General features: G+C 71.4%; 22 protein-coding genes. 10 read left to right on the top strand and 12 right to left on the bottom strand.

Features of this window, described 5'->3' with window-relative positions:
• The first annotated feature begins 106 nt into the window (after window positions 1–106).
• Together ABT053_RS25805 and ABT053_RS25800 are read left to right on the top strand one after the other, a co-directional pair.
• Window positions 107–682, top strand: coding sequence for a biotin transporter BioY (locus ABT053_RS25805; RefSeq protein WP_350972050.1), 576 nt, complete (start codon window positions 107–109; stop codon window positions 680–682).
• Window positions 683–742: 60 nt separating this feature from the next.
• Window positions 743–1,105: a hypothetical protein gene (locus ABT053_RS25800; protein WP_350972049.1), complete on the top strand. Its 363-nt coding sequence runs from the start codon at window positions 743–745 to the stop codon at window positions 1,103–1,105.
• Window positions 1,106–1,310: 205 nt separating this feature from the next.
• Here the strand turns inward: ABT053_RS25800 and ABT053_RS25795 are convergent, their stop codons facing one another.
• Entirely contained in the window at window positions 1,311–2,261 is a 951-nt protein-coding gene (locus ABT053_RS25795; protein WP_350972047.1) for an EamA family transporter, read from the bottom strand.
• A 139-nt stretch (window positions 2,262–2,400) separates the two neighbouring features.
• Between ABT053_RS25795 and ABT053_RS25790 the strand changes: the two genes are divergently transcribed.
• Together ABT053_RS25790 and ABT053_RS25785 are read left to right on the top strand one after the other, a co-directional pair.
• A complete protein-coding gene (locus ABT053_RS25790) occupies window positions 2,401–3,648 on the top strand; it encodes a magnesium transporter MgtE N-terminal domain-containing protein (protein WP_350972046.1) in 1,248 nt (415 codons plus the stop codon).
• A complete protein-coding gene (locus tag ABT053_RS25785; protein WP_350972045.1) occupies window positions 3,641–4,120 on the top strand; it encodes a DUF1003 domain-containing protein in 480 nt (159 codons plus the stop codon). The genes ABT053_RS25790 and ABT053_RS25785 overlap by 8 nt, the downstream gene beginning before the upstream one ends.
• Window positions 4,121–4,344: 224 nt before the next feature.
• Here the strand turns inward: ABT053_RS25785 and ABT053_RS25780 are convergent, their stop codons facing one another.
• On the bottom strand, window positions 4,345–6,264 hold the full coding sequence (locus ABT053_RS25780) for a Xaa-Pro dipeptidyl-peptidase (RefSeq protein WP_350972043.1): 1,920 nt from the start codon (window positions 6,262–6,264) through the stop codon (window positions 4,345–4,347).
• A 49-nt stretch (window positions 6,265–6,313) separates the two neighbouring features.
• On the opposite strand from ABT053_RS25780, the gene ABT053_RS25775 reads away from it, so the two are divergent.
• On the top strand, window positions 6,314–6,445 hold the full coding sequence (locus ABT053_RS25775) for a hypothetical protein (protein WP_350972042.1): 132 nt from the start codon (window positions 6,314–6,316) through the stop codon (window positions 6,443–6,445).
• A gap of 143 nt (window positions 6,446–6,588) precedes the next feature.
• On the opposite strand, the gene ABT053_RS25770 is transcribed toward ABT053_RS25775, so the two are convergent.
• Window positions 6,589–7,074 (bottom strand): MarR family winged helix-turn-helix transcriptional regulator, encoded by a 486-nt coding sequence (locus tag ABT053_RS25770; RefSeq protein WP_350972040.1) that lies wholly within the window; start codon window positions 7,072–7,074, stop codon window positions 6,589–6,591.
• Between the two features lie 267 nt (window positions 7,075–7,341).
• Between ABT053_RS25770 and ABT053_RS25765 the strand changes: the two genes are divergently transcribed.
• The gene (locus tag ABT053_RS25765) at window positions 7,342–8,481 is read left to right on the top strand and encodes an Mrp/NBP35 family ATP-binding protein (protein ID WP_350972038.1); all 1,140 of its coding nucleotides are present in this window, start codon (window positions 7,342–7,344) and stop codon (window positions 8,479–8,481) included.
• A 240-nt stretch (window positions 8,482–8,721) separates the two neighbouring features.
• On the opposite strand, the gene ABT053_RS25760 is transcribed toward ABT053_RS25765, so the two are convergent.
• From ABT053_RS25760 to sigE, 5 genes are all read right to left on the bottom strand, one after another.
• A complete protein-coding gene (locus ABT053_RS25760) occupies window positions 8,722–9,084 on the bottom strand; it encodes a sec-independent translocase (protein WP_350972036.1) in 363 nt (120 codons plus the stop codon).
• Between the two features lie 104 nt (window positions 9,085–9,188).
• On the bottom strand, window positions 9,189–10,919 hold the full coding sequence (locus tag ABT053_RS25755; RefSeq protein ID WP_350972035.1) for a S1C family serine protease: 1,731 nt from the start codon (window positions 10,917–10,919) through the stop codon (window positions 9,189–9,191).
• Between the two features lie 95 nt (window positions 10,920–11,014).
• On the bottom strand, window positions 11,015–12,049 hold the full coding sequence (locus tag ABT053_RS25750) for a sigma-E factor regulatory protein RseB domain-containing protein (protein WP_350972034.1): 1,035 nt from the start codon (window positions 12,047–12,049) through the stop codon (window positions 11,015–11,017).
• Window positions 12,046–12,576 (bottom strand): anti-sigma factor family protein, encoded by a 531-nt coding sequence (locus ABT053_RS25745; RefSeq protein WP_350972032.1) that lies wholly within the window; start codon window positions 12,574–12,576, stop codon window positions 12,046–12,048. The genes ABT053_RS25750 and ABT053_RS25745 overlap by 4 nt, the downstream gene beginning before the upstream one ends.
• 52 nt (window positions 12,577–12,628) lie before the next feature.
• Complete coding sequence (gene sigE, locus ABT053_RS25740; RefSeq protein WP_329085768.1) at window positions 12,629–13,261, bottom strand: RNA polymerase sigma factor SigE; 633 nt, start codon at window positions 13,259–13,261, stop codon at window positions 12,629–12,631.
• Window positions 13,262–13,432: 171 nt separating this feature from the next.
• Between sigE and ABT053_RS25735 the strand changes: the two genes are divergently transcribed.
• Window positions 13,433–14,083, top strand: a complete 651-nt coding sequence (locus tag ABT053_RS25735) for an O-methyltransferase (RefSeq protein WP_350972030.1) — start codon at window positions 13,433–13,435, stop codon at window positions 14,081–14,083.
• Between the two features lie 220 nt (window positions 14,084–14,303).
• The gene (locus ABT053_RS25730; RefSeq protein ID WP_350972028.1) at window positions 14,304–14,528 is read left to right on the top strand and encodes a hypothetical protein; all 225 of its coding nucleotides are present in this window, start codon (window positions 14,304–14,306) and stop codon (window positions 14,526–14,528) included.
• Window positions 14,529–14,825: 297 nt separating this feature from the next.
• On the opposite strand, the gene ABT053_RS25725 is transcribed toward ABT053_RS25730, so the two are convergent.
• Complete coding sequence (locus tag ABT053_RS25725) at window positions 14,826–16,337, bottom strand: leucyl aminopeptidase (protein ID WP_350972026.1); 1,512 nt, start codon at window positions 16,335–16,337, stop codon at window positions 14,826–14,828.
• A 221-nt stretch (window positions 16,338–16,558) separates the two neighbouring features.
• The gene (locus tag ABT053_RS25720) at window positions 16,559–16,726 is read right to left on the bottom strand and encodes a DUF3117 domain-containing protein (RefSeq protein WP_084195322.1); all 168 of its coding nucleotides are present in this window, start codon (window positions 16,724–16,726) and stop codon (window positions 16,559–16,561) included.
• Between the two features lie 189 nt (window positions 16,727–16,915).
• On the opposite strand from ABT053_RS25720, the gene ABT053_RS25715 reads away from it, so the two are divergent.
• The gene (locus tag ABT053_RS25715) at window positions 16,916–17,698 is read left to right on the top strand and encodes a PaaX family transcriptional regulator (RefSeq protein WP_350972024.1); all 783 of its coding nucleotides are present in this window, start codon (window positions 16,916–16,918) and stop codon (window positions 17,696–17,698) included.
• Window positions 17,699–17,900: 202 nt separating this feature from the next.
• Window positions 17,901–18,680, top strand: coding sequence for an enoyl-CoA hydratase-related protein (locus ABT053_RS25710; protein WP_350972023.1), 780 nt, complete (start codon window positions 17,901–17,903; stop codon window positions 18,678–18,680).
• Between the two features lie 41 nt (window positions 18,681–18,721).
• On the opposite strand, the gene ABT053_RS25705 is transcribed toward ABT053_RS25710, so the two are convergent.
• Both ABT053_RS25705 and ABT053_RS25700 read right to left on the bottom strand, forming a co-directional pair.
• Window positions 18,722–19,315: a DNA-3-methyladenine glycosylase I gene (locus tag ABT053_RS25705; protein ID WP_350972022.1), complete on the bottom strand. Its 594-nt coding sequence runs from the start codon at window positions 19,313–19,315 to the stop codon at window positions 18,722–18,724.
• 26 nt (window positions 19,316–19,341) lie between these two features.
• Complete coding sequence (locus tag ABT053_RS25700) at window positions 19,342–20,220, bottom strand: hypothetical protein (protein ID WP_350972021.1); 879 nt, start codon at window positions 20,218–20,220, stop codon at window positions 19,342–19,344.
• Window positions 20,221–20,261: the final 41 nt, after the last annotated feature.

Below are 20,261 nucleotides of genomic sequence, written 5' to 3'. Positions count from 1 at the left end.
CGTCCACACAAAGACCCCGCCCTGTTCTTGGCGGTGATCTCGTAGGACCCTTGCCGGAGATGTCAGAAGAATGGACATCAAGAATCTGCCAAAGGAGACCAGCACGATGGCAAACGCCTCCTCGGTGGCCAGGCCCGCCGTACTGTCCGACCTCATCCCCGCCTCCCGCGTCCGCGACGTCGCGCTCGTGGTCGGCGGCGCCGCCCTGACGGGCCTGGCGGCGCAGCTCAGCTTCCCGCTGCCCGGCTCGCCGGTGCCGGTCAGCGGCCAGACCTTCGCGGTCGTGCTGGTGGGCGCCGCCCTCGGCATGAACCGCGCGGTGCTGAGCATGGCGCTCTACCTGCTGGCCGGGGTCGCGGGCGTGCCGTGGTTCGCCGACGGCGCCTCCGGCTTCGGCGGGGCGTCCTTCGGGTACGTCATCGGCTTCGTCGCCGCGGCGGCCGTCGTCGGCAAGCTCGCCGAGCGCGGCGGCGACCGCACCGTCCCTCGCACGATCGGCACGATGATCCTCGGCAACCTGGTCATCTACGCCTTCGGGCTGCCGGTCCTCGTCGCCGTCGCCCAGGTGGATCTCGCCACCGGCCTCTCCCTCGGCGTGCTGCCCTTCCTGCTCGGCGACGCCCTCAAGATCGTCGTCGCGGCCGGGCTGCTCCCGGCGGCCTGGAGGCTCTCGCGGCGCTGACCCGGCGGCGTGTATGGCCTGTACCGCCATTCGGGGAGGCACAGGCCGTACATTCGTCTCATGGGCGTGATCGAGGAGGGCGCGAAGAAGTCGAGCGTCCTGTGGCTGTCGCTGGACCGGCCCCGGCTGGCCTGGCACACCTGGCACGACGGCGCGATCTACCTGGTCACCGGCGGGGGCGAGCAGCCGCTGCCGGGGCTGGCCGAGGCCGGGGAGGTGCGGGTGACGCTGCGCAGCAAGGACAACGGCGGGCGCCTGGTGGCCTTCGAGGCCTCCGTGGAGGTGGTGGACCAGGCGAAGACCCCCGACGCGGTCGCCGCGCTCGCCAAGGAGCGGCTCAACGCCCCCGACGGCACGAGGCTGCTGGAGCGCTGGGCGGTGGCCTCCCAGGTGATACGGCTCGTCCCACGCGAGCCCACCTGACCGCTGGGCGGCGGCGGCCTCCAAGGTGACTCCAAGGTGATACGGCTCGTCCCGCGCGAGCCCGCCTGACCGCCGGGCGGCGGCCTCCCAGGTGATACGGCTCGTCCCACGCGAACCCGCCTGACCGCTGGGCGACGGCCTCCCAGGTGATACGGCTCGTCCCCGACCTCGGGCCGCCCTGCGGCGTTCAGGGCACCCCGGGCAATCACCCCACGGGAGCCGGTTCCCCGGTCTCACGCGCGGTCACGGGCGCGGGCAGCGCGGTCGTGGCCCGCTGGGCGAGGTAGGCGCCCGCCAGGACGATCGCGCCGCCGAAGATCTGGAAGGGCCCGAGCGCCTCGCCCAGCAGGATCCAGGCGACGACGGCCCCGGCGATGACCTCCAGCGAGGCGACCGTGGCGCCGATGGCGGCCGACAGGCGGCGGATCGCGAGGACGCCGAGGATGTAGGCGGCGGCCGTGGCGACCACGATCAGCCAGACCAGCGCCCCGACGACCGGCAGCGTGAGGCCGCCCTCGGGGGTGGCCGTCCCGCTGATCTCCCCCCAGGGGATGTCCCACGGCCGGGAGATCGGCAGGAGCACCGCGGCGGCGCCGAGCAGGCCCCAGGCGATCAGGCCGAGCGGGTCGACGTCGTCGCCGAGGCTGTCGCTGAGCAGGAAGTATCCGGCGCAGCCCATCATGGCGGCGAAGGCGAGCAGCAGGCCCACCGGGTCGAGGGCGAGACCCGACCAGACCTCCACCACGATGCCGAGCCCGACCACCGCGACGACGGCCCCGGCGAAGGCCGCCCGGGGCAGCCGTACCCGCCGGACGAACCGTACCCAGAGCACCACCACCACCGGCGAGGTGTACTCGATCAGCAGGGTGACGCCGACCGGCAGCCGGGTGATCGCCGCGAAGAACAGCGCCTGCACACCGGCGACCGCGATCACCGCGTACGCCAGCAGGAACGGCAGCCGTGACCGGGGGATGCGCAGGGCCGAGGGCCGGGCGACCGCGAGGACGCCGGCGAGCAGCAGCCCGGCGCCCGCCATCCGGATCCAGACCGCCTCCAGCGGGGCGAGCCCCGCCGCGCCCAGGTATTTGGCCATGGGTCCCGAGAAGGCGAAACACAGGGACGACGCGAGCGCGATCAGCAGTCCTGCACGTCTCATGACCCACCGTTTCCGTAATTACCGTTAAGCACGTTTGATGCTGTCATGTCGGGATATCGGACAGCAAGCCGATTCCAGATCGTGGGCGGGGGAGCGTGGCAGCGACCGGACGGCCCGAGATGCGGCCTACGCTTCAGATGTGAGGATCTTCATCGCGCGTCTCGCCGGCACCCCGGTCTTCGACCCCGCCGGGGACCAGATCGGCCGGGTCCGCGACGTGGTGGTGGCCATCGCCGGCAGCGCGCCGCCGCACGTCCACGGCCTGGTCGTCGAGGTGCAGCCCCGGCGCAGGGTCTTCCTGCCGATCACCCGGATACGGTCCGCCAAGGCGGGCGCCGTCGTCTTCAGCGGCCAGCTCAACATGCGCAGGTTCGAGCAGCGGGCGACCGAGACCCTGGCCATCGCCGAGCTGCTCGACCTCCGCGTGGAGGTCGACGGCGAGCGGATGACGGTCCTGGACCTGGCCATGGAGGAGACGAGAGGCTCCGAGTGGCTGATCACCAAGGTCGCGGTGGTCGGGAGTCCCCCCGGCATCGGGCTGCGCAGGCGCGGCGCGACCAAGATCGTCGATTGGGACGAGGTACGCGGCTTCGGCGCCGTCCAGAAGGACCAGGGCGCCGCCAACCTGCTGGTCGCCTTCGAGTCGATGCGCGCCGCCGACCTGGCCGGGGCCCTGCACGAGCTGCCCGACAAGCGGCGGGTCGAGGTGGCGGCGGCCCTCGACGACGTACGGCTCGCGGACGTGCTGGAGGAGCTTCCCGAACGGGACCAGATCGGCATCCTGAGCAGGCTCGCCCCCGAGCGGGCCGCGGACGTGCTGGAGGAGATGAACCCCGACGACGCGGCCGACCTGCTCCAGGACCTCCCCGCCGAGCAGGCGGAGGCGCTGATGGCGCTGATGGAGCCCGAGGAGGCCGCGCCGGTCAGGCGGCTGCTGAGCTATCCCGAGAACACCGCGGGCGGGATGATGACGAGCGAGCCGGTGGTCCTGCCGCCGAACGCGACGGTCGCCGAGGCGCTGGCCAACATCCGCCAGCGCGACCTCACCCCGGCGGTGGCCGCGCAGGTCTACGTGGCCCGGCCGCCCGTCGAGACGCCCACCGGCCGCTTCCTCGGCCTGGCCCACTTCCAGCGGCTGCTGCGCGAGCCTCCCTCGACCCTGCTCGGCGGCATCCTGGACACCTCCCTGGACCCGATCAGGCCCGGGTTCAGCCTGAACCAGGTGACCTCCTACCTGGCCAACTACAATCTCGTCGCGGCTCCCGTCGTGAACGAGGCGGGCCGCCTGGTCGGCGCCGTCACCGTGGACGACGTGCTCGACCACCTGCTGCCGGACGACTGGCGCGAGCGGGGCGACCACCCGCCGAGAGAGGGCGAGCATGCCTGACCGCCTCGACCAGCCCAGGCAGCCCGGCCCGCGGTTGCGCCCCCACTACGACCCCGAGGCGTTCGGGCGGCTGTCGGAGCGGATCGCCCGCTTCCTCGGCACCGCCAGGTTCCTGGTCTACATGACGGGCTTCGTCGCCGTCTGGGTCCTGTGGAACGTCCTCGCTCCCCCGTCGCTGAAGTTCGACCCGTACCCGTTCATCTTCCTGACGCTGATCCTGTCGCTCCAGGCCTCGTACGCGGCGCCGCTGATCCTGCTCGCCCAGAACCGGCAGGACGACCGCGACCGGGTCCAGAACGAGCACGACCGCAGGGCGGCGGAGCGGAACCAGGCCGACCTGGACTACCTCACCCGGGAGATCGCCGCCCTGCGGATGGCGCTCGGCGAGGTGGCGACGCGCGACTACATCCGCTCGGAGCTGCAACGCCTGCAGGAGGACCTCCAGGAGCCCCAGGGATCCATGGAGTCCTGAGCCGGGGTCTCCGCCTCGGTCACGGCCTCGCCCGGCGCAGGCGCGGGCTGAGCACCGCGCACGGCGGCCGTCGGCGGGTCCCGAGGGTCGCCCCCGACGACAGAAGACGGGGTGTGAGCCGGGCATATCGCCCCGCTCACACCCCGTCCGCGTCTCACGAACCTCCTGAGGACCTCGCCTACCTCCTGAGGACCTCGCCTATCTCCTGAAGAACCTCCCGAAGGTCAGTAGAACAGGTTCTCCGGCTCCGGCAGGTCCAGCAGCTGCGGGCCGGTCCACCTGGCCGTGTCCTTCGGCACGTCGGTGCTCCGCAGGGTGCTGAGCGCCAGCGGCAGGAGCACCCTGCTCCCGGCCAGGTCGACGGTGACGTTCGCGCCGGTGGCCGTCTCGTCGCTGTAGGTCGAGTCGGTGCCCGCGATCACGAGGGCCAGCCTGTGTCCCTTCTTGAAGACGTAGTCCTGCGGCAGCGTCTCCCAGCTCACCTTGCCGTAGGTGCCCGCGGGCAGCGGCGAGGGCGTGCTGAGCGAGTCGCGGTTCTGCACGTCGATCCAGCCCCGCGCGACGATCTCCAGCGGGCGGGTGGCCCGGTTGGTGACGACCTGCTTGTAGCAGCCGTCGTCGGCGGCCGTGCTCTCGCCGTGGCAGCTCTCCTCGGTGACCGTGGTGATGCCCTGGCCGCGCCGCCAGTCGATCCGGGTGTCCTCGCCGAAGTCGACGAGGAGGGCGGTCAGGTTCGAGGTGGGCCTGTCGAGCGCGACGCGCAGGTCCACCACGGGCGTGCCCGACAGGCGCAGGTCCAGCGGCAGCCCACCGGTGGTGAAGGCCACCCGTCCCGGCTTCGCCGTGCCGACGTCGGCGACCATCGCCTCCTCGGACTGGCGGATGTCGGTGAACGTGGCGGTCTGCCCCTTCTTCGCCGGTACGAGGCTGAAGGAGCCGTCCGCCGCGGGGCGGAAGGGGACCTTCAGGGCGAGCGGGGCGGGCCAGTCGTACTGGGTGGTCCAGCGGTCGAGGCTGCTCTGCACGTCGGCGCGGGGCTCGCGCATGATGCCGTTCCGCACGCCGAGGAGCCAGTAGTCGAACCAGCGGTGCAGCGTGTCGACCCAGAGGTCACGGCGCCCCTCGAAGTCGAAGGGGTCCACGTGCTGGTACTGCCCGACCCAGATCTTGCGGGGCACGTTCCGGTCGGCCAGGGCCTTCCACCACTTGGAGAAGTTGTCGGGCATGACGTTGAGGTCGTTGACCGTGTGCACGGCGAAGACGCTGGCGCGCACCTTGGAGGCGTCGGCCAGCGAGCCCGCGATGTAGTCGCGCTCGGCCCAGAAGCCGTTGTAGTTCCCGGTGTCGTCGCCGTCCTCGGCGTCCAGGCGCGCCCAGGTGGCCGCGCACTTGGCCGTGGGGTCGCTGTCGACGTAGTTGCCCAGCCACGACATGTAGTCGTAGTTGTAGATCACTCCGTTGGAGCGCTGGTACTTGTACCAGGAGCTGATCGCCGAGATCGGGACGATCGTCTCCAGCCCCCGCACGCCGGTCGCCGCCACGGCGTTGGCCAGCGTGCCGTCGTACGACTTGCCGATCATCGCGGACTTGCCGGTGGTCCAGTCCGCGACCGCGGGCGTGCCGTCGGCGCGGTAGGCGGTGGCGCGGCCGTTCAGCCAGTCGATGACGGCCTTGCCGCCCAGCACGTCGGCCTTCCCGCCGACGTCGGGACAGCCGTCGGACCTGGTGGTCCCGATCATGTCGACGTTGAGGACGGCGTAGCCGCGCGGCACGAAGTAGTTGTCGTAGTACAGGGGGAATTTCGTGACGTTCCCGGCGGCGTCGTAGACCTTCCGCTCGGACTCGTTGCCCCGGCCGGAGTTGTCGTAGTACGGGCTCTCGTCGATGATCACCGGCACCTTGAGCCCGGGACCGGACTCCTTCGGCCTGATGATGTCGACACGGACCCGGTCCGGCCTCCCGTCGGAGTCGCTGTCGACGCTCGACTCGACGTAGACGTGCTCGCGGACGGCGTCGGCGTACGAGAAGACCGGCTGGGTCCTTCCCTGCTCAACGGTGATAGAGGGTTGGGCGGCCGCGTGGGCCGGGGTGACACCCACCGCGACCACGATGAGGGCGGTGAGGGCTGCTCGTAACTTTGGCATCGAGCCTCCGCATTAGTCGGGAATATCCGCAATCTCCATGAGTGTCCGTATGACCGGCAAGATCCTTTATGCGTTCGACATCACTCTGGGGCTGGCATGTGACATGGCGCCCAACAGTCTTGTCCGGGGAGAGGTCAGAACGACAGAACCGCGCCGCGACAGGTGGAAAACCGCCGGGTGACTTGGAAGAGGCCGGTGAGCCAGCACGGGTCGGCCCGGGCCCGCATGAGTCGGCGCCGCCCGGGAACGGGGCCGGGAGCCAGGGGCCGGGGAGGGAGTCGCCGGTACGGGCCGGCATCGGCCCGAAAACCGGGAAGGAGCCCGTCAGTACGGGTCGCTGTCGCCCTGGGGGCCCGGGAAGAGCTTGTTCAGCATGGCCGCGCACTGCCGCAGCTCGTCGGCGTCGAGCATGTCCAGGAACTGGGAGCGGACCCCGCGCAGATAGGTGGGACCGGCCTCGGCCAGCCGCGCGGCGCCCGCGTCCGTCAGGACCGCGAACAGGCCGCGCGCGTCGCTGCTGCAGGCCTCGCGCTCGACCAGGCCGTCGCGCTGGAGGCGGTCGATCAGCCGGGTCAGGCCGCTGCGCGAGAGCAGCACCCGGTCGGCCAGGTCGTTCATCCTCAGCCGCCGCTCGGGCGCCTCGGACAGCTGCGACAGGACCTCGTACGAGGGCAGGGCCAGGTCGTGCTCGACCAGCAGGTCGGCCTCCAGCGCCCGGGTGATGCGCACCTGGGCCCGCTGGAGCATGCGCCAGACCACCAGCTCCGCCGAGCCGACGCTCTCTCTTGACTCGCCCGCCGTGAGGGTCACGGAGTAACCTTAGAACGTTGCACGCGCATCTACACAGCGAATTGTCCGAATTCAGTGATCATCACCGGGTTCGGAATTCCTCCCGGTGTCCTCGGGTTCGTACCATGGGCTCACGACGCCGACCGTTCCCCGATGGGATCGGCCTCCTGCCAAGCCATTCGGGCGCCACGAACGGGCGCATCCCGCCCGTGAGACGCCTCATCGATAACAGACAAGGAGGGACGGCATCCCCCGTCGCCCCAGGGTGGCGTGATTGCCGACACTTCGATGGCACCTACCCCGGAACTGGTGATGGCCGCCCTCGCGACCGTCAACGACCCTGAGATCCGTCGGCCGATCACCGAACTCGACATGGTCAAGAGCGTCGACATCTCCCCCGAGGGAGCCGTACGTGTCGCGATCTTCCTGACGGTCTCCGGCTGTCCCATGAAGGACACCATCACCCGTGACGTCACCGGCGCGGTCTCCGCGATCGACGGAGTGACCGGCGTCTCCGTCGAGATGGACGTCATGAGCACCGAGCAGCGCAAGACGCTGCAGACCAAGCTGCGCGGCAACAAGGGGCCCGAGAAGGAGATCCCCTTCGCCCAGCCCGGCTCGCTCACCCGCGTCTTCGCGGTCGCCTCCGGCAAGGGCGGCGTCGGCAAGTCGTCCGTCACCGTCAACCTCGCCGCCGCGATGGCCGCGAGCGGCCTGAAGGTCGGCGTCGTCGACGCCGACATCTACGGCCACAGCATTCCCCGCATGCTCGGCATCTCCGAGCGGCCCACCAAGGTCGAGGACATGATCATGCCGCCGGTGGCGCATGACATCAAGGTCATCTCGGTCGGGATGTTCAAACCGGAGGGCAACACCCCGGTCGTGTGGCGCGGCCCGATGCTCGACCGGGCGCTGCACCAGTTCCTGGCCGACGTCTACTGGGGCGACCTGGACGTGCTGCTGATGGACCTGCCCCCGGGGACCGGCGACATCGCGATCTCCGTGGCGCAGCGGATGCCCTCGGCCGAGCTCCTGGTGGTGACCACCCCGCAGCAGGCCGCCGCCGAGGTCGCCGAGCGCGCCGGGTCGATCGCCGTCCAGACCCACCAGCAGATCGCCGGTGTCATCGAGAACATGTCGTGGCTGCCCTGCCCGCACTGCGACGAGCGGATCCCGGTCTTCGGCGAGGGCGGCGGCCAGACCGTGGCCGACGCGCTCACCCGCACCCTCGGCGCCCGCGTGCCGCTCCTGGGCCAGGTGCCCATCGACATGCGCCTGCGCGAGGGCGGCGACGAGGGCAAGCCGCTGGTGCTGACCGACCCGGACGCCCCCGCGGCGACCGAGCTGAGCCGCATCGCCGCCTCCCTGAGCAAGAAGTCGGGCAGCATCAAGGGCCTCCAGCTCGGCATCTCGCCCACCCGGCGCTGAGCCCCGGCCCGCACTCCCCGGGAGGCCGGACCGGCCCTCCCCTGACATGACGACGGCGGCGCCCCTTCACGGGGGCGCCGCCGTCGTCATGCCGGGAGGTGTGTGGAAGCGTGTGGGACGGGTCGGCCGTACGCGCCGCGCATCCCGACCGTGAGCGGGACAGACCGGCCATGCCGGCCGTGCGCGGAACGGGTACAGCCGGTCGAAGCGTAAAAACCACGCAAAACCCGGCGATCGGGATCAGGTCGCGTCGGAGTCGTACGGAGGGATCTCGCCGTAGCCCAGCTCGTCGGCGCCGCTCATCGCGTGGGCGGCCGGTTCGGCGGTGGCGGTGGTGGCCGAGGTGCCGTTCCAGTCGTCCTCAAGGTCGGCGGTGAGGTGCTTGCGGACGAAGTTCTTCGGGTTGAGGTCGGCCGGGTCGAAGTCGGCGAACTCGGGCCCGAGGCCCGTGCGCAGGTCGTCTCTCGCGTTGTTGGCCATCCGGCGCAGGTTGCGCAGCGTCTTGCCCGCCTGAGAGGCGGCCTGGGGAAGCTTCTCCGGGCCGAAGACGAGAAGGGCGATCACCACCAGCGCCACGATCTCAGGCCAGCCGAGTCCGAACACGGTGATCTCCTACCGGGAGGATGCCAGAAGCTCCTCTCCGGCCATACGCCGGAGAGGTTCCACACTAACGCGCCCGCTCGCGGGCACGCGCCCCGCCCTCACGCTCAGGAGGGTTTGGGAGAGGGCTGCTCGGGAGCGACGCCGACGGTCACCGTCGCGGTGCTCTCCTGGCCACCCCGCTGGTACTTGACCGAGAGCTTCTCGCCGGGAGCCCGGTTGCGGATCATGGCGATCAGCTCGTTGCCGTCCTGGAGCACGACGCCCTCGACCTCCAGGATGACGTCTCCGGGCTTGAGACCCGCCTGGGCGGCGGGACCGTTCGGCTCGACCGGCTGGGCGCCCTGCCTGGACTCGGTGGCGATGCGCACCCCGACACCCTGGTACGTCGGGTCGATGGCGACGCCGATCCGCGACTTCTTGGCCTTGCCCGTCGTGATCAGCTCCTGGGCGACCCGCCGGGCGTGGTTCACCGGGATGGCGAAGCCGAGGCCGATGCTGCCGCTCTGGCCGCCGACCGACCTGCCGAGCGTGGCGATCGCCGAGTTGACGCCGATGACCTCGCCGTTGACGTTGACCAGCGGGCCCCCCGAGTTTCCGGGGTTGATGGCGGCGTCGGTCTGCACGGCGCTGAGCCAGGTCGCCTCGGTGCTGTTCTCCTCGCCCGCCTGGACGGGACGGTTGAGCGAGCTGACGATGCCGGAGGTGACGGTGCCGGTCAGGCCCAGCGGGGACCCGATGGCGATGACCGGGTCGCCCACGACCACGTTGTCGGAGTTGCCGAGGGTGATCTCGGGGGCGCCGAAGGTCTCGGCGGGCTTGACCACGGCCAGGTCGGACTCGGGGTCGGTGCCCACGACGACGGCGGAGGTGGACTTGCGGTTGTTGAACTGGATCTGGATCTGGCCGGTCGTCCCGGCGTTGGCCACCACGTGGTTGTTGGTCACCACGTAGCCGCCCTTGATCAGGAAGCCGGAGCCGGTGCTGGAGCTCGCACCGCCCTCGACGGCGAGCGACACCACGCTGGGCAGGACCTTCGAGGCGACGCCCGCGACGGAGTCGGGGGCCCGGGTGTTGGAGCCCGTCGGCGCCCCTCCCAGGCTGAAGGAGGGGTCGCGCCCCGAGCCGGAGGGCTTGGTGAGGAGGTAGGTGCCGACGCTGCCCAGCGTGGAGGCGAGCAGCGCGATCATCAGGGCGAGGACCACCAGCGTCGCGGTGCGCGGCCCGCGCCGTACGGGCGCGGACGCGGGCGGCGGGCCGCCGAAGCTCCCGGGACCGCTCGGACCTCCCGGGGGCGGCGCCCAGCCTGGCCCCATGCCGAACGCCTGGGCGGGCGGGGGCGGAGCGGGCTGGGAGGCGAAGACCGCCGTGTCGTGCCTGGGCCTGCCAGAGGGGTCACCCCAGTGCTCCCCCGTGAAGCCGGGGTCCCGGCCGCCCTCGCCGGGCGGCACGTCCCGGTCGCCGGGCCTGTCGCCGTATCCGTCGCCGGGCCTGACACCGTATCCGTCGTCGCGCCTGTCGCCGTGCCCGTCGTCGTGGCGGAGCAGCTCGGGCTGGTCCCGCCGCCCGCCGCCCCACCGGGCGCGGCCGGGCTGGGCGCCCAGCTGGCTCCAGCCGTCGTCGCGGGGCCGGTCGGCCTGGAAGGGCCCCTCCCCGGCGGGCAGGAACTCCGGCCGGGAGAACTCGGGACCGTCCGGGCGCGGGAGATCAGCGCCTGAAGGGCCTGAGGAGTCGGCGCGCCGGGACTCGGGAGTGCCGTGTCCGCCGTCGGTGAAGTCCGACGGTGTACGCCCCTCAGCATCGTGCGCCTCATGGGAAGTACGGGCATCGTCGGTCATCGAATACTCACTACTCCTTGCCTCGCAGGCGGCCGCTCACCGAGTCAACCCGGCAATCTTCCCCCGAGCGGCATACGAGATGTGTAAAGCACGCGTTATCCGAAGGGATTGACCCAGGAGAGCAGGCGGCTCGCGCCTCGGCCGAGCCGCGTCCAGAGATCGGGAACGGGCTCGTGCGGCAACGCCGCGACGGCGGCGTCGACCATGTCGGCCGGCGCGTCGGCAAAGACGGTGTAGACATGACCCCCACTCGCCCAGATCGTCTCCTGCCCAGCTGGGTCTCGAACCCAGATCGTATGCCCCTCGCGCCGCTCCGCATGCCAACCTCGGAGACGTTCTTCGTCAAGCATCCCAGACTGGATAAAGACCGACACAACCGACAGGCCATCCGAGTAACCCAGGTACAGGTATCCGGGTGGGGTGTCGTGCGCGGCGAACAGCTCCAGGCGCCCGGGCAGGGCGCGGGGGAACCGCCAGCCCGCCCTCTCCAGCCGGGGAAGCTCGGCCAGGTCGAGGCCGCCGGCGGCCATCACGGGCACCGCCGCCCCCCTCGCCACCGGGTCGAGCGTCAGGTCGACGAAGGCCCCGGCGCTGACGACCCGGCCCTCCGCGTCCATGAGCTCGCGGCGCAGCACCGGGCCCCCGGACTCGTCGAGCCAGTATCGGGCGGCGACCGTGCCGTCGGCCCGCAGGACGTCCACGAGGCGGGCGGGGCGCCCGCAGGTGAAGCCCTCCCCCGCGGCCACGACCCGGTAGTTGCGGGCCAGGACCTCCAGCATCACCTCGGACGGGCTGGACATGCCCCCGGCCGGGGTGCCCGGATCGGCGGTCCGTACGGAACCGGAGGGCTCGGCGCGGACCGTCAGCCCCTTGCCCGGGACGTTGCGCACCTCCAGCACCGCGGAGGTGGCGCCGGAGGCGCCCCAGGCGGTGACGTACTGGGTGCCGGAGTATCCGCGGGACCGGCCCGCCACCGCCGCCTCGCGGAGCAGGTGCAGGCCGGTGTCCTCGCTCTCGACGTCGTCCGGCGGCGCGGCGTGCGGGGACCGGACGGCGTACGCCGGACCACCCGCCACCAGCCCCAGCAGCAACATGGCGGCCAGGATGACCGTGGCGGGCAGCCGGATCACGGAGAGGGGGAGAGAATCGGCGTCGCCGAACCGCCGTAGGGCACGGTGTTCCTGTGCTGGTTGGCGAACATGTCGACCGGTGGCACGACACGGGGGTTGGGGTCGGTCCCGCCTACCACGAACAGGGTCCCGATCGCCACGGCCGCCGAGGCGACGCCCACCGCGACGTATCCCGCTCTCCTGGCGCGGCGAGGGCCCCCGGCGCGGCCCCGGGGCCGGTTGTCGGGGGGAGCGACGCTGTGCATGCTCGGAATGGGCGCGCCGCCGAAGGTGCGTGAGGCCGGAAAGGGGCGCTCACGCGGGGGCAACGGGCCGCCGGGCTCCGCCATCCGCAGCAGGGACATGGTCAGGTCCGTCGGCATCGCGGGACCGTCGAGGGAGCGAAGCCGGCTCTTCAGCGCCCGCATGGCGTCGACCTCGGCCCTGCAGGGCGCGCAGAAGGTCAGATGCGACAGGGCACGGTCGCGCTCGTGGTGGTTCAGCTCACCGTCGACCAGCGCGGAAACGCGTTCTCCAAGGTGACTCATGCGCACTCCTTGCCAAGTGGCTCGTCGTGACATTCGTCATGACTGTGGTTTCTCATGCGAATTCCTCCCCGTGGGTAACGCTCGGGGGGAATTGATCGTTCCGCGGCGCGCGATGCTCCAGCGCCTCACGCAGCTGCGCCCGCCCACGGTGGATCCGGCTGCGTACCGTGCCGAGCTTCACGCCCAGCGTCGCCGCGATCTCCTCGTAGGACAGCCCCTCGATGTCACACAGAACGACGGCCGCGCGGAACTCGGGCGCGAGCGCGTCGAGTGCCGCCTGGATGTCGGGCTCCAGATGGGTGTCGTCGTACACCTGTGCGGGAGAAGGCTCGCGCCCGCGCAGCCGCTCGGCGGCGTCGTCGGCGAGCCCCTCGAACCTGATGCGCTGCTTGCGCCGCGCCATGTCGAGGAACAGGTTGGTGGTGATGCGGTGCAGCCAGCCCTCGAAAGTGCCTGGCGTGTAGTTCGACAATGACCTGAAGACCCGGACGAAGACCTCCTGTGTGAGGTCCTCCGCATCGTGCACGTTGCCGGTCAGCCGATAGGCCAGCCGGTAGACGCGCGCCGAGTGCGTCCGGACCACCTCCTCCCATGTAGGAGGTGTCCAATCGGACACGGGAGCTTCGGCCTGGTGGTCGGACTCCTCCACCAGCACTCCTCTCTCCGGGACCACCGCTATCGCCATAGTGCCTGGTTTCGTCCCTTCGTGCGCACTGACTACCTTCAGGACCGGCAAAGGCCGCTTAAACCGTGCAACGCACCGGGGGTGACATGAGTTCCCGATCGGGCCTGCCTCCCTTAGGCTGCGACCCAGCGCCTATATGACTGTGTACGGAGAAAGCGGGAGGAGAGGCCGATGGCAGAGACGCCGACAAGTCCGTTGGAGGCCACTCTGGCCTATGCCGACGAGTTCCACCGGGAGGACGACATCCTGCGGGCCGCGCGCCTGCGCGGCGCCGAAGTGGGAGCGCCCCCGATCCTGCCCGGTGGCGGCGCCGCCCTCTGCTTCCTCGCCACCGCCATCAACGCCCGCGCCGTCGTGGAGATCGGCACCGGCTGCGGCGTCTCGGGGCTGTGGCTGCTCCGCGGCATGCGCCAGGACGGCACGCTCACCAGCGTGGACGTGGAGCCCGAGCACCAGCGGCTGGCCAGGCAGAGCTTCGCCCAGGCCGGGTTCTCCGGCGGCCGGATCCGCCTGATCACCGGCCGCGCCCTCGACGTGCTCCCCCGCCTCTCCGACGGCGGCTACGACCTCGTCTTCTGCGACGGCGCCATGCACGAGTACGCCGACTATCTGGCCGAGTCCGTCCGGCTGCTGCGGGTCGGCGGCATCGTCGTCTTCGACAACGCCCTCTGGGGCAACAGGGTGGCCGACCCCGTGCAGCGGGACCCCGACACGGTCGCCATCAGGGAGCTGGGCAAGCTGGTCCGCTCCGACGAGCGGCTCCGCCCGCTGATGATGCCCCTGGGCGACGGCATCCTGGCGGCCGTCAAGCTCGCCGACTGACGGTGACGATGTTCACGACGACGCCGCGGCGGGTCTGACCCACCGGCTGCCGTCACCGTCCGCGACACGCCCCGGGCCGGGCAATCCCGTTCATACGGGTCCGTCAAGTGATCACCAGGATCCCGAAAGCGGCGGGTCGATTCCCCATCGACCGGAAACGATGCAGGTTAAGGCCACAACGCGGCCCTTTTCCATGATCATCGATATACAGGGGTGCACCATGACGGTTGCCGCCAAGCTGGACAAAATTCTCGACAAGGAGTACGAGGGGGCCGACCTCAACACGCTCGCCAACGCCCCGGTCAGCGCGCTCTCCGGCGTCAGCGAGAGCGACGCCAAGGACCTGGCCAAGGCGTTCGGCATCAAGACCATCGGCGACCTCGGCCGCAACAAGCACTTCCGGGCCGCGGAGGCCATCGTCAGCCTCTCCGAGGCGAGCAGGTAGCGAACAGGTAGCGAGCCGCCGGGCGGCGGCGACCCGCGCACGGGACCGAGCACGGGAACGAGCACGGGCGGGCGCCAGGCTCGCGAGCCTGGCGCCGGTCACCGCCTGCCCGGTCACCGCCTTGAGGTCGTCGCCTTGAGGTCGTCGCCTCCCGGTCACGACCGCGCCGGTCACGGCCTTCCGGCCGTCGCCCCTCGGTCACCGCCTGCCCGGCCACCGTTTTCCGATCACCGTGTTCCGGTCACCGCCACCCGATCACCGCCTGCCCGGTCACCGTTTCCGGTCACCGCCACCCGGTCACCGCGTTCCGACCGTCGTCTCCCGGTCACCTTCGTGGAGTCCCGACAGCCATTCGAGCAGCAGGCGCACGCCGAACCCGGTGGCCCCCTTGCTGAGAACGCCCTCGTCCGCGCCGCTGCGGCCCACACCCGCGATGTCCAGGTGCGCCCACGGCCGTCCGCCGGTGAACTCGCGCAGGAACAGCGCCGCGGTGATGGAACCGGCCCCGTAGGTCGACCCGACCTCGATGTTGGCCAGGTCGGCCACGGACGAGTCGAGCGCGGGAACGTAGTCGTCGATCAGGGGCATCCGCCAGAGCCGCTCCCCGCTGGTCTGCCCCGCCCCGGCCAGCGCCCCGGCCAGCTCGTCGTCGGAGGCGAAGACCGCGCCGAGGTCCTTGCCCAGGGCGACGCCGATCGCCCCGGTCAGCGTGGCGATGTCGACCATGACGTCCGGGTCCAGCTCCGCGTCGGCGTAGGCCAGCGCGTCGGCCAGGACCAGGCGTCCCTCGGCGTCGGTGTTGAGCACCTCCACGGTCCGGCCGCCGTACTGCGTGATCACATCGGAGGGGCGCTGGGCCGTGCCGGAGAAGGCGTTCTCGGCGGCGGCGACGAGGCCGGTGACCCGCACCCGCACGCCGAGCGCGGCCAGCGCGCCCAGGACCGCGATGACGACGGCCCCTCCGGCCATGTCGGTCTTCATGAACACCATGTTGCTCGTCGGCTTGAGCGAGATGCCGCCGGTGTCGTACGTGATGCCCTTGCCGACCAGGACCACGTGGCCGGTCGCGCCCTCGGGCTCGTAGGAGAGCTGGATCAGCCGGGGCGGGCTCACCGACCCCTGCCCGACGGCGAGGATGCCGCCGAACCCGCCGGAGCGCAGCTCCCGCTCGTCCCACACCCGCACCGCGACCCCCTGCTCGGCGGCGCGCTCGGCGAGCCAGGCGGGGGACTTCACCGACGAGGGGGTGTTGGCCAGGTCCCTGGCGAGCGCCACGGCCCCGGCGATCACCTCGGCCTCGGCGATCTCCGCCTCGACCTCCTCGCCGACGAACTCCAGCCTCACCGGGGCGGACTTCGCCTCACCGGCCCTGAAGGTGTACGTCGCCAGCAGCGCGCCCTCCGCGAACGCGGCCACCGGCCCGCCCGGGAGCACGATCCTGATGGCGTCCCTGCCCTTGCCGCGCCGCGCCACCGCCGCGCCCGCCTTGCGCAGGGCGGTCGCCGAGCCGTCGCCGATCCCGTAGAGGAGCACCCGGCCGACGGCGTCGCCGTTCGTGACGGGGACCTCGACGATCTCACCCGCCTCGCCCTTGGCCTTGTGGTGGGCGAGCAGCGCCGCCGCGGGCACCGGCAGCTCGATCTCGGGCGCGAGGTCCTCGGCGAAGGGGACGGCCAGCAGCTCGGCGTCACCGGGGGGCGAGGTCCCGGCTTCCTCCCCGGCGGCGGGCTCCGCGCCCCCGGGGGACGCGGCGGAGAGCCCCTGCGCGTACGGAACGCGAGGCAGGAGCAGATGGGGGGAGATGGGCATAGGGGTAACTCCAGTCATCAGGCCCGGCGGGGCGGGGAACACCGGGAGGAACACCGGGGAGAACGCCCGGAGGAACACCGCGGCCCTGGCGCGAGCCGCCGTGAGGCGGTCCGGCGGCCAGGGCCGTGTTCGTCGTCGGTCGCGCGGGCCATCGCAGGTGTCATGCTCCCCGAGCAAGCTCAAATAGGGCCCGGCTCCACCACTTCTGTCTTAGATCGGGATCAACCGACGATTTTCTTCAGTTCCTCACCGAGGGCACTTGCCTCGTCCGCCGAAAGCTCGACGACAAGGCGGCCGCCACCCTCCAGAGGAACCCGCATGACGATCCCCCTGCCTTCCTTGACGACCTCCAGCGGACCATCACCGGTCCTCGGCTTCATAGCCGCCATGCGTGTATCCCTTCCTGCTTCGGGCTCCGGATCTCCGACTGACCCGAGGGTGGCCGACGCATTCACGTCTTCTGTGATGTCCTATTATCCCGCCTCCGCACGGAGAATGGGAACGATCAGTCTTAGCGTCGGCTCATCCGGCGATCAAGACCGTTGTCCGAGCCCCCTCAGACGACCAAACTTGTCCTCGTGAACGCCCGCGCCGCTCTCTTCGATCTGTACGGGGACCACCTCAGGTCCCGAGGCGGTCGCGCGTCCGTGGCCGCCCTCGTGCGTCTGCTCGCCCCGCTGGACATCGCGGCTCCCGCCGTGCGCACCGCCGTCTCGCGGATGGTGCGGCAGGGCTGGCTCGCGCCCGCCAGGCTGCCCAAGGGCCCCGGTTACGAGGTCACCCCCAAATGCGTGCACCGCCTCGACGAGGCCGCGCTGAGAATTTACCGAGTCGGGACGATCACGTGGAACGGCCGGTGGCACATCCTCGTGGTGGAACCCGTACGCGAGCGGTCCAGGCGCGAGCGCCTGCGCTCCGATCTGGCCTTCATCGGATACGCCCCGATGTCGGAGACGACCTGGATCGGGCCGCGCCCCGCCCCCGGGCTGGACGCGATCCTCGACGGCGAGGGCCTCTCCGCCGACCGGTTCGACGCGGTGCTCGACGGCGACCCCGCGGCCCTGGTCGCCAGGACCTGGGACCTGGACGGCATCGGGGCCGCCTACGAGGAGTGGACGGCCCAGGCGATGGACCTGGTCGGCGGGCTGCCGGCCAACGCGGGCGACGACCGGGTGTTCGCCACCCGGAGCAGGCTGGTGCACGGGTGGCGCAACTTCCTGTTCCGCGACCCCGGGCTTCCCGCCGAGCTCCTGCCCCGGGGCTGGCCCGGGGAGAAGGCCAGGATCTACTTCGAGCACGAGGCCGGGCGGCTGCTCCCGGCCGCCGCCGCCTTCGTCGACCGCCACCTCGGCGCGGCGTAGCGGGCGCCATGCCTGATACGTGGCGAAACAAGGCGAAAACCTGGCGGACGGCCATGGGCAGGACGAAGCCCGGGAGCCGCCGTCGGGCCCGCACGAACAGCCGTACAGACAGGACAGAAGCCGCACACAGCCACACAGAGCCGTACAGACAGGGGCCCGGTGAGCTCTCAGGCGCGACCGGGACGTCCGGAAGGAGCATCCGTTGAACGAGGTCCTCTACTCCGTCGACGACGCCGTCGCCACCATCGTCATCAACCGGCCGGAGGCGATGAACGCGCTCACGGTCCGGGCGAAGACCGCCCTGCTGGAGGCGCTGACCTCGGCGCAGGCGCCCTCGGTGCGGGCGGTGCTGCTGACCGGGTCGGGACGGGCGTTCTGCGCCGGCCAGGACCTGACGGAACACGCCGCGAACCTGGAGGCGGGCCGGGGGCTGGACGGGACCGTGCGCGCGCACTACAACCCGATCATCCGAACGATCATGGAGATGGACAAGCCGGTCGTCGCGGCGGTGAACGGCGTCGCCGCGGGCGCGGGCGCCTCCCTCGCCTTCGCGTGCGACCTGCGGATCGCCTCGGAGAAGGCCAGGTTCGCGACGGCCTTCTCGGGGATCGCCCTGGCCCCCGACTCGGGCGCCTCCTGGACCCTCCAGCGCCTGGTCGGCACGGCCCGCGCGGCCGAGCTCCTGCTGCTCGGCGAGCCCTTCGGCGCCGGCCGCGCCCTCGAACTCGGGATCGTCTCGCGGGTCGTCCCGGCCGGAGACCTGGACACCGAGGCCCGCGCCCTCGCCGTACGGCTGGCGCAGGGCCCCACGAGCGCCTACGCGGCGACCAAGCGCGCCCTGCGGTTCGCCGCCACCAGCTCGCCCGCCGAGGCCCTGGAGCTGGAGGCCGACCTCCAGGACGCCTGCGCCAGGACCAAGGACCACCTGAACGCGACCCGCGCGTTCCTCGCCAAGGAGCGCCCCGTCTTCGAGGGACACTGACCTCGGGCCGTTCCCGAACCCTTCCCAGATCGTTCCGGGCGTCAGGCCCGGCGTGTCCAGCAGTCGGCCAGGTGATCGTTGACCAGGCCGATGGCCTGCATCAGCGCGTAGGCGGTGGTCGGGCCGACGAAACGGAAGCCGTGCGCCTTGAGGTCCTTGGCCAGGGCCCTGGAACCGGCGGTCTGGGCGGGCACCTCCGCCGGAGTCCTCGGGACGGGCGCGGCGGGGTCCGCGTGCTTCCAGACGAGGTCGGACAGGCCGACGCCGAGCGCGGCCCGCGCGTTGGCGATCGTCGCCTCGATCTTGGCCCGGTTCCTGACGATGCCCGCGTCGCCGAGCAGGCGGGCGACGTCCTCGTCGCCGAACGCGGCCACGGCCGGGATGGAGAACCCCTCGAAGGCCGTCCGGAAGTTCTCCCTCTTGCGCAGGATGGTGATCCACGACAGGCCCGACTGGAACGACTCCAGCGCGATCCGCTCGAACACCCGGTCGTCGCCGGTGACCGGGCGCCCCCACTCCTCGTCGTGGTAGGCGACGTAGTCGGGGGCGGAGGTCGCCCAGCCGCAACGCACGAGCTCCGCGGGCTCCGCCGAGGTCACTGGGTTCGCGGGGGTCACGGGGGTCGTGGGGGTCATGGGAGTCACAACCTGGGAGACCTCGGTCACCGGGAGTCCTCCGTCTCCTGCCGCTCCCCGGTGCGGAGGCCGACGGAACCGGGAGACGCCTCCGCGCCTTTCAGGTCCTTCGAATCCGAAACCCTGGCGGCTGAAGGCGACGACGACGACGGCGACGGCGAATCCGGCACCGGGGACGGCTCTGACGGTCCGGGCAGCTCTGACGATTCGGGCAGCTCCGACGATTCGGCCGGCCTGGCGAACGGCGACACACCGGACGGCGCGGCGGTCTCGGCCGTCCCCGTGGCCCCGGGGGTCCCGGAGGTCCCGGGGATCTCAGCGGCCTTGGAGGGCTTCTCCGGCCCGGAGGGCTCGCCGGGCACCTCAGGCTCGCGCCCGGCGCGCGAGACGGCCGGTGACCCGCTGGAGAGCTCCTCGGACGCCCCGAAGCCGCTCTCGCCGGAAAGGCCGGGCTGCGCCTTCTCGCGTTCGGCGCGCGAGACGGCCGGTGACCCGTCGGACAGCTCCTCGGACACCCCGAAACCGCTCCCGCCTGCAAGCTCGTACGGCGCCTCGAGGCCGCGCTGAGGGGGCGGGGAGCCGGGGTTGAGCTCGTGGCGGGCCTGGAGCCTGCCGGCGAGCAGCTCGGAGACCCGCTGCTCCAGCACGGCGATCCTGGTGTCACGCTCGCTCAGGGCTCCGGCGACCCGGTTCAGGGTCTCGTCCACGCTCTGCGTGTTGTATCCGACGAGGCTCACCGGGAGCTGGAGCGCCATGAAGTCGACCGCGCCGAGCTGACCCGCCTGGGGCAGGTTCAGGGGAGGCACGTCGGGGGCGAACTCGCTCAGCTCGCCTCCCCGGCCCATGGCGACCACCGTGACACCGGCGATGACGGCTACGGCAGCGAAAGCTAATACGACCAGCACATACGAATCGTGCCACATCTCCGCTGGCCTAGGATCGGATC

The organism is Streptosporangium sp. NPDC002524, assembly GCF_040295985.1.
Lineage (GTDB): Bacteria > Actinomycetota > Actinomycetes > Streptosporangiales > Streptosporangiaceae > Streptosporangium.
Note: the sequence above shows the minus strand (reverse complement) of the source record. Positions and strands in the feature narration are given on the sequence as shown.

What these genes read in the sequence shown, in the direction of transcription:
- ABT053_RS25755 (WP_350972035.1), bottom strand. Translation starts at nt 10,919, where the DNA reads ATGACCGACGATGCCCGTACTTCCCATGAGGCGCACGATGCTGAGGGG.
- ABT053_RS25725 (WP_350972026.1), bottom strand. Translation starts at nt 16,337, where the DNA reads ATGCCCATCTCCCCCCATCTGCTCCTGCCTCGCGTTCCGTACGCGCAG.
- ABT053_RS25775 (WP_350972042.1), top strand. Translation starts at nt 6,314, where the DNA reads ATGACCGGCAAGATCCTTTATGCGTTCGACATCACTCTGGGGCTGGCA.
- ABT053_RS25735 (WP_350972030.1), top strand. Translation starts at nt 13,433, where the DNA reads ATGGCAGAGACGCCGACAAGTCCGTTGGAGGCCACTCTGGCCTATGCC.
- ABT053_RS25800 (WP_350972049.1), top strand. Translation starts at nt 743, where the DNA reads ATGGGCGTGATCGAGGAGGGCGCGAAGAAGTCGAGCGTCCTGTGGCTG.
- ABT053_RS25780 (WP_350972043.1), bottom strand. Translation starts at nt 6,264, where the DNA reads ATGCCAAAGTTACGAGCAGCCCTCACCGCCCTCATCGTGGTCGCGGTG.
- ABT053_RS25765 (WP_350972038.1), top strand. Translation starts at nt 7,342, where the DNA reads ATGGCACCTACCCCGGAACTGGTGATGGCCGCCCTCGCGACCGTCAAC.
- ABT053_RS25705 (WP_350972022.1), bottom strand. Translation starts at nt 19,315, where the DNA reads ATGACCCCCACGACCCCCGTGACCCCCGCGAACCCAGTGACCTCGGCG.
- ABT053_RS25720 (WP_084195322.1), bottom strand. Translation starts at nt 16,726, where the DNA reads ATGGCGGCTATGAAGCCGAGGACCGGTGATGGTCCGCTGGAGGTCGTC.
- ABT053_RS25730 (WP_350972028.1), top strand. Translation starts at nt 14,304, where the DNA reads ATGACGGTTGCCGCCAAGCTGGACAAAATTCTCGACAAGGAGTACGAG.
- ABT053_RS25805 (WP_350972050.1), top strand. Translation starts at nt 107, where the DNA reads ATGGCAAACGCCTCCTCGGTGGCCAGGCCCGCCGTACTGTCCGACCTC.
- ABT053_RS25795 (WP_350972047.1), bottom strand. Translation starts at nt 2,261, where the DNA reads ATGAGACGTGCAGGACTGCTGATCGCGCTCGCGTCGTCCCTGTGTTTC.
- ABT053_RS25745 (WP_350972032.1), bottom strand. Translation starts at nt 12,576, where the DNA reads ATGAGTCACCTTGGAGAACGCGTTTCCGCGCTGGTCGACGGTGAGCTG.
- ABT053_RS25785 (WP_350972045.1), top strand. Translation starts at nt 3,641, where the DNA reads ATGCCTGACCGCCTCGACCAGCCCAGGCAGCCCGGCCCGCGGTTGCGC.
- sigE (WP_329085768.1), bottom strand. Translation starts at nt 13,261, where the DNA reads ATGGCGATAGCGGTGGTCCCGGAGAGAGGAGTGCTGGTGGAGGAGTCC.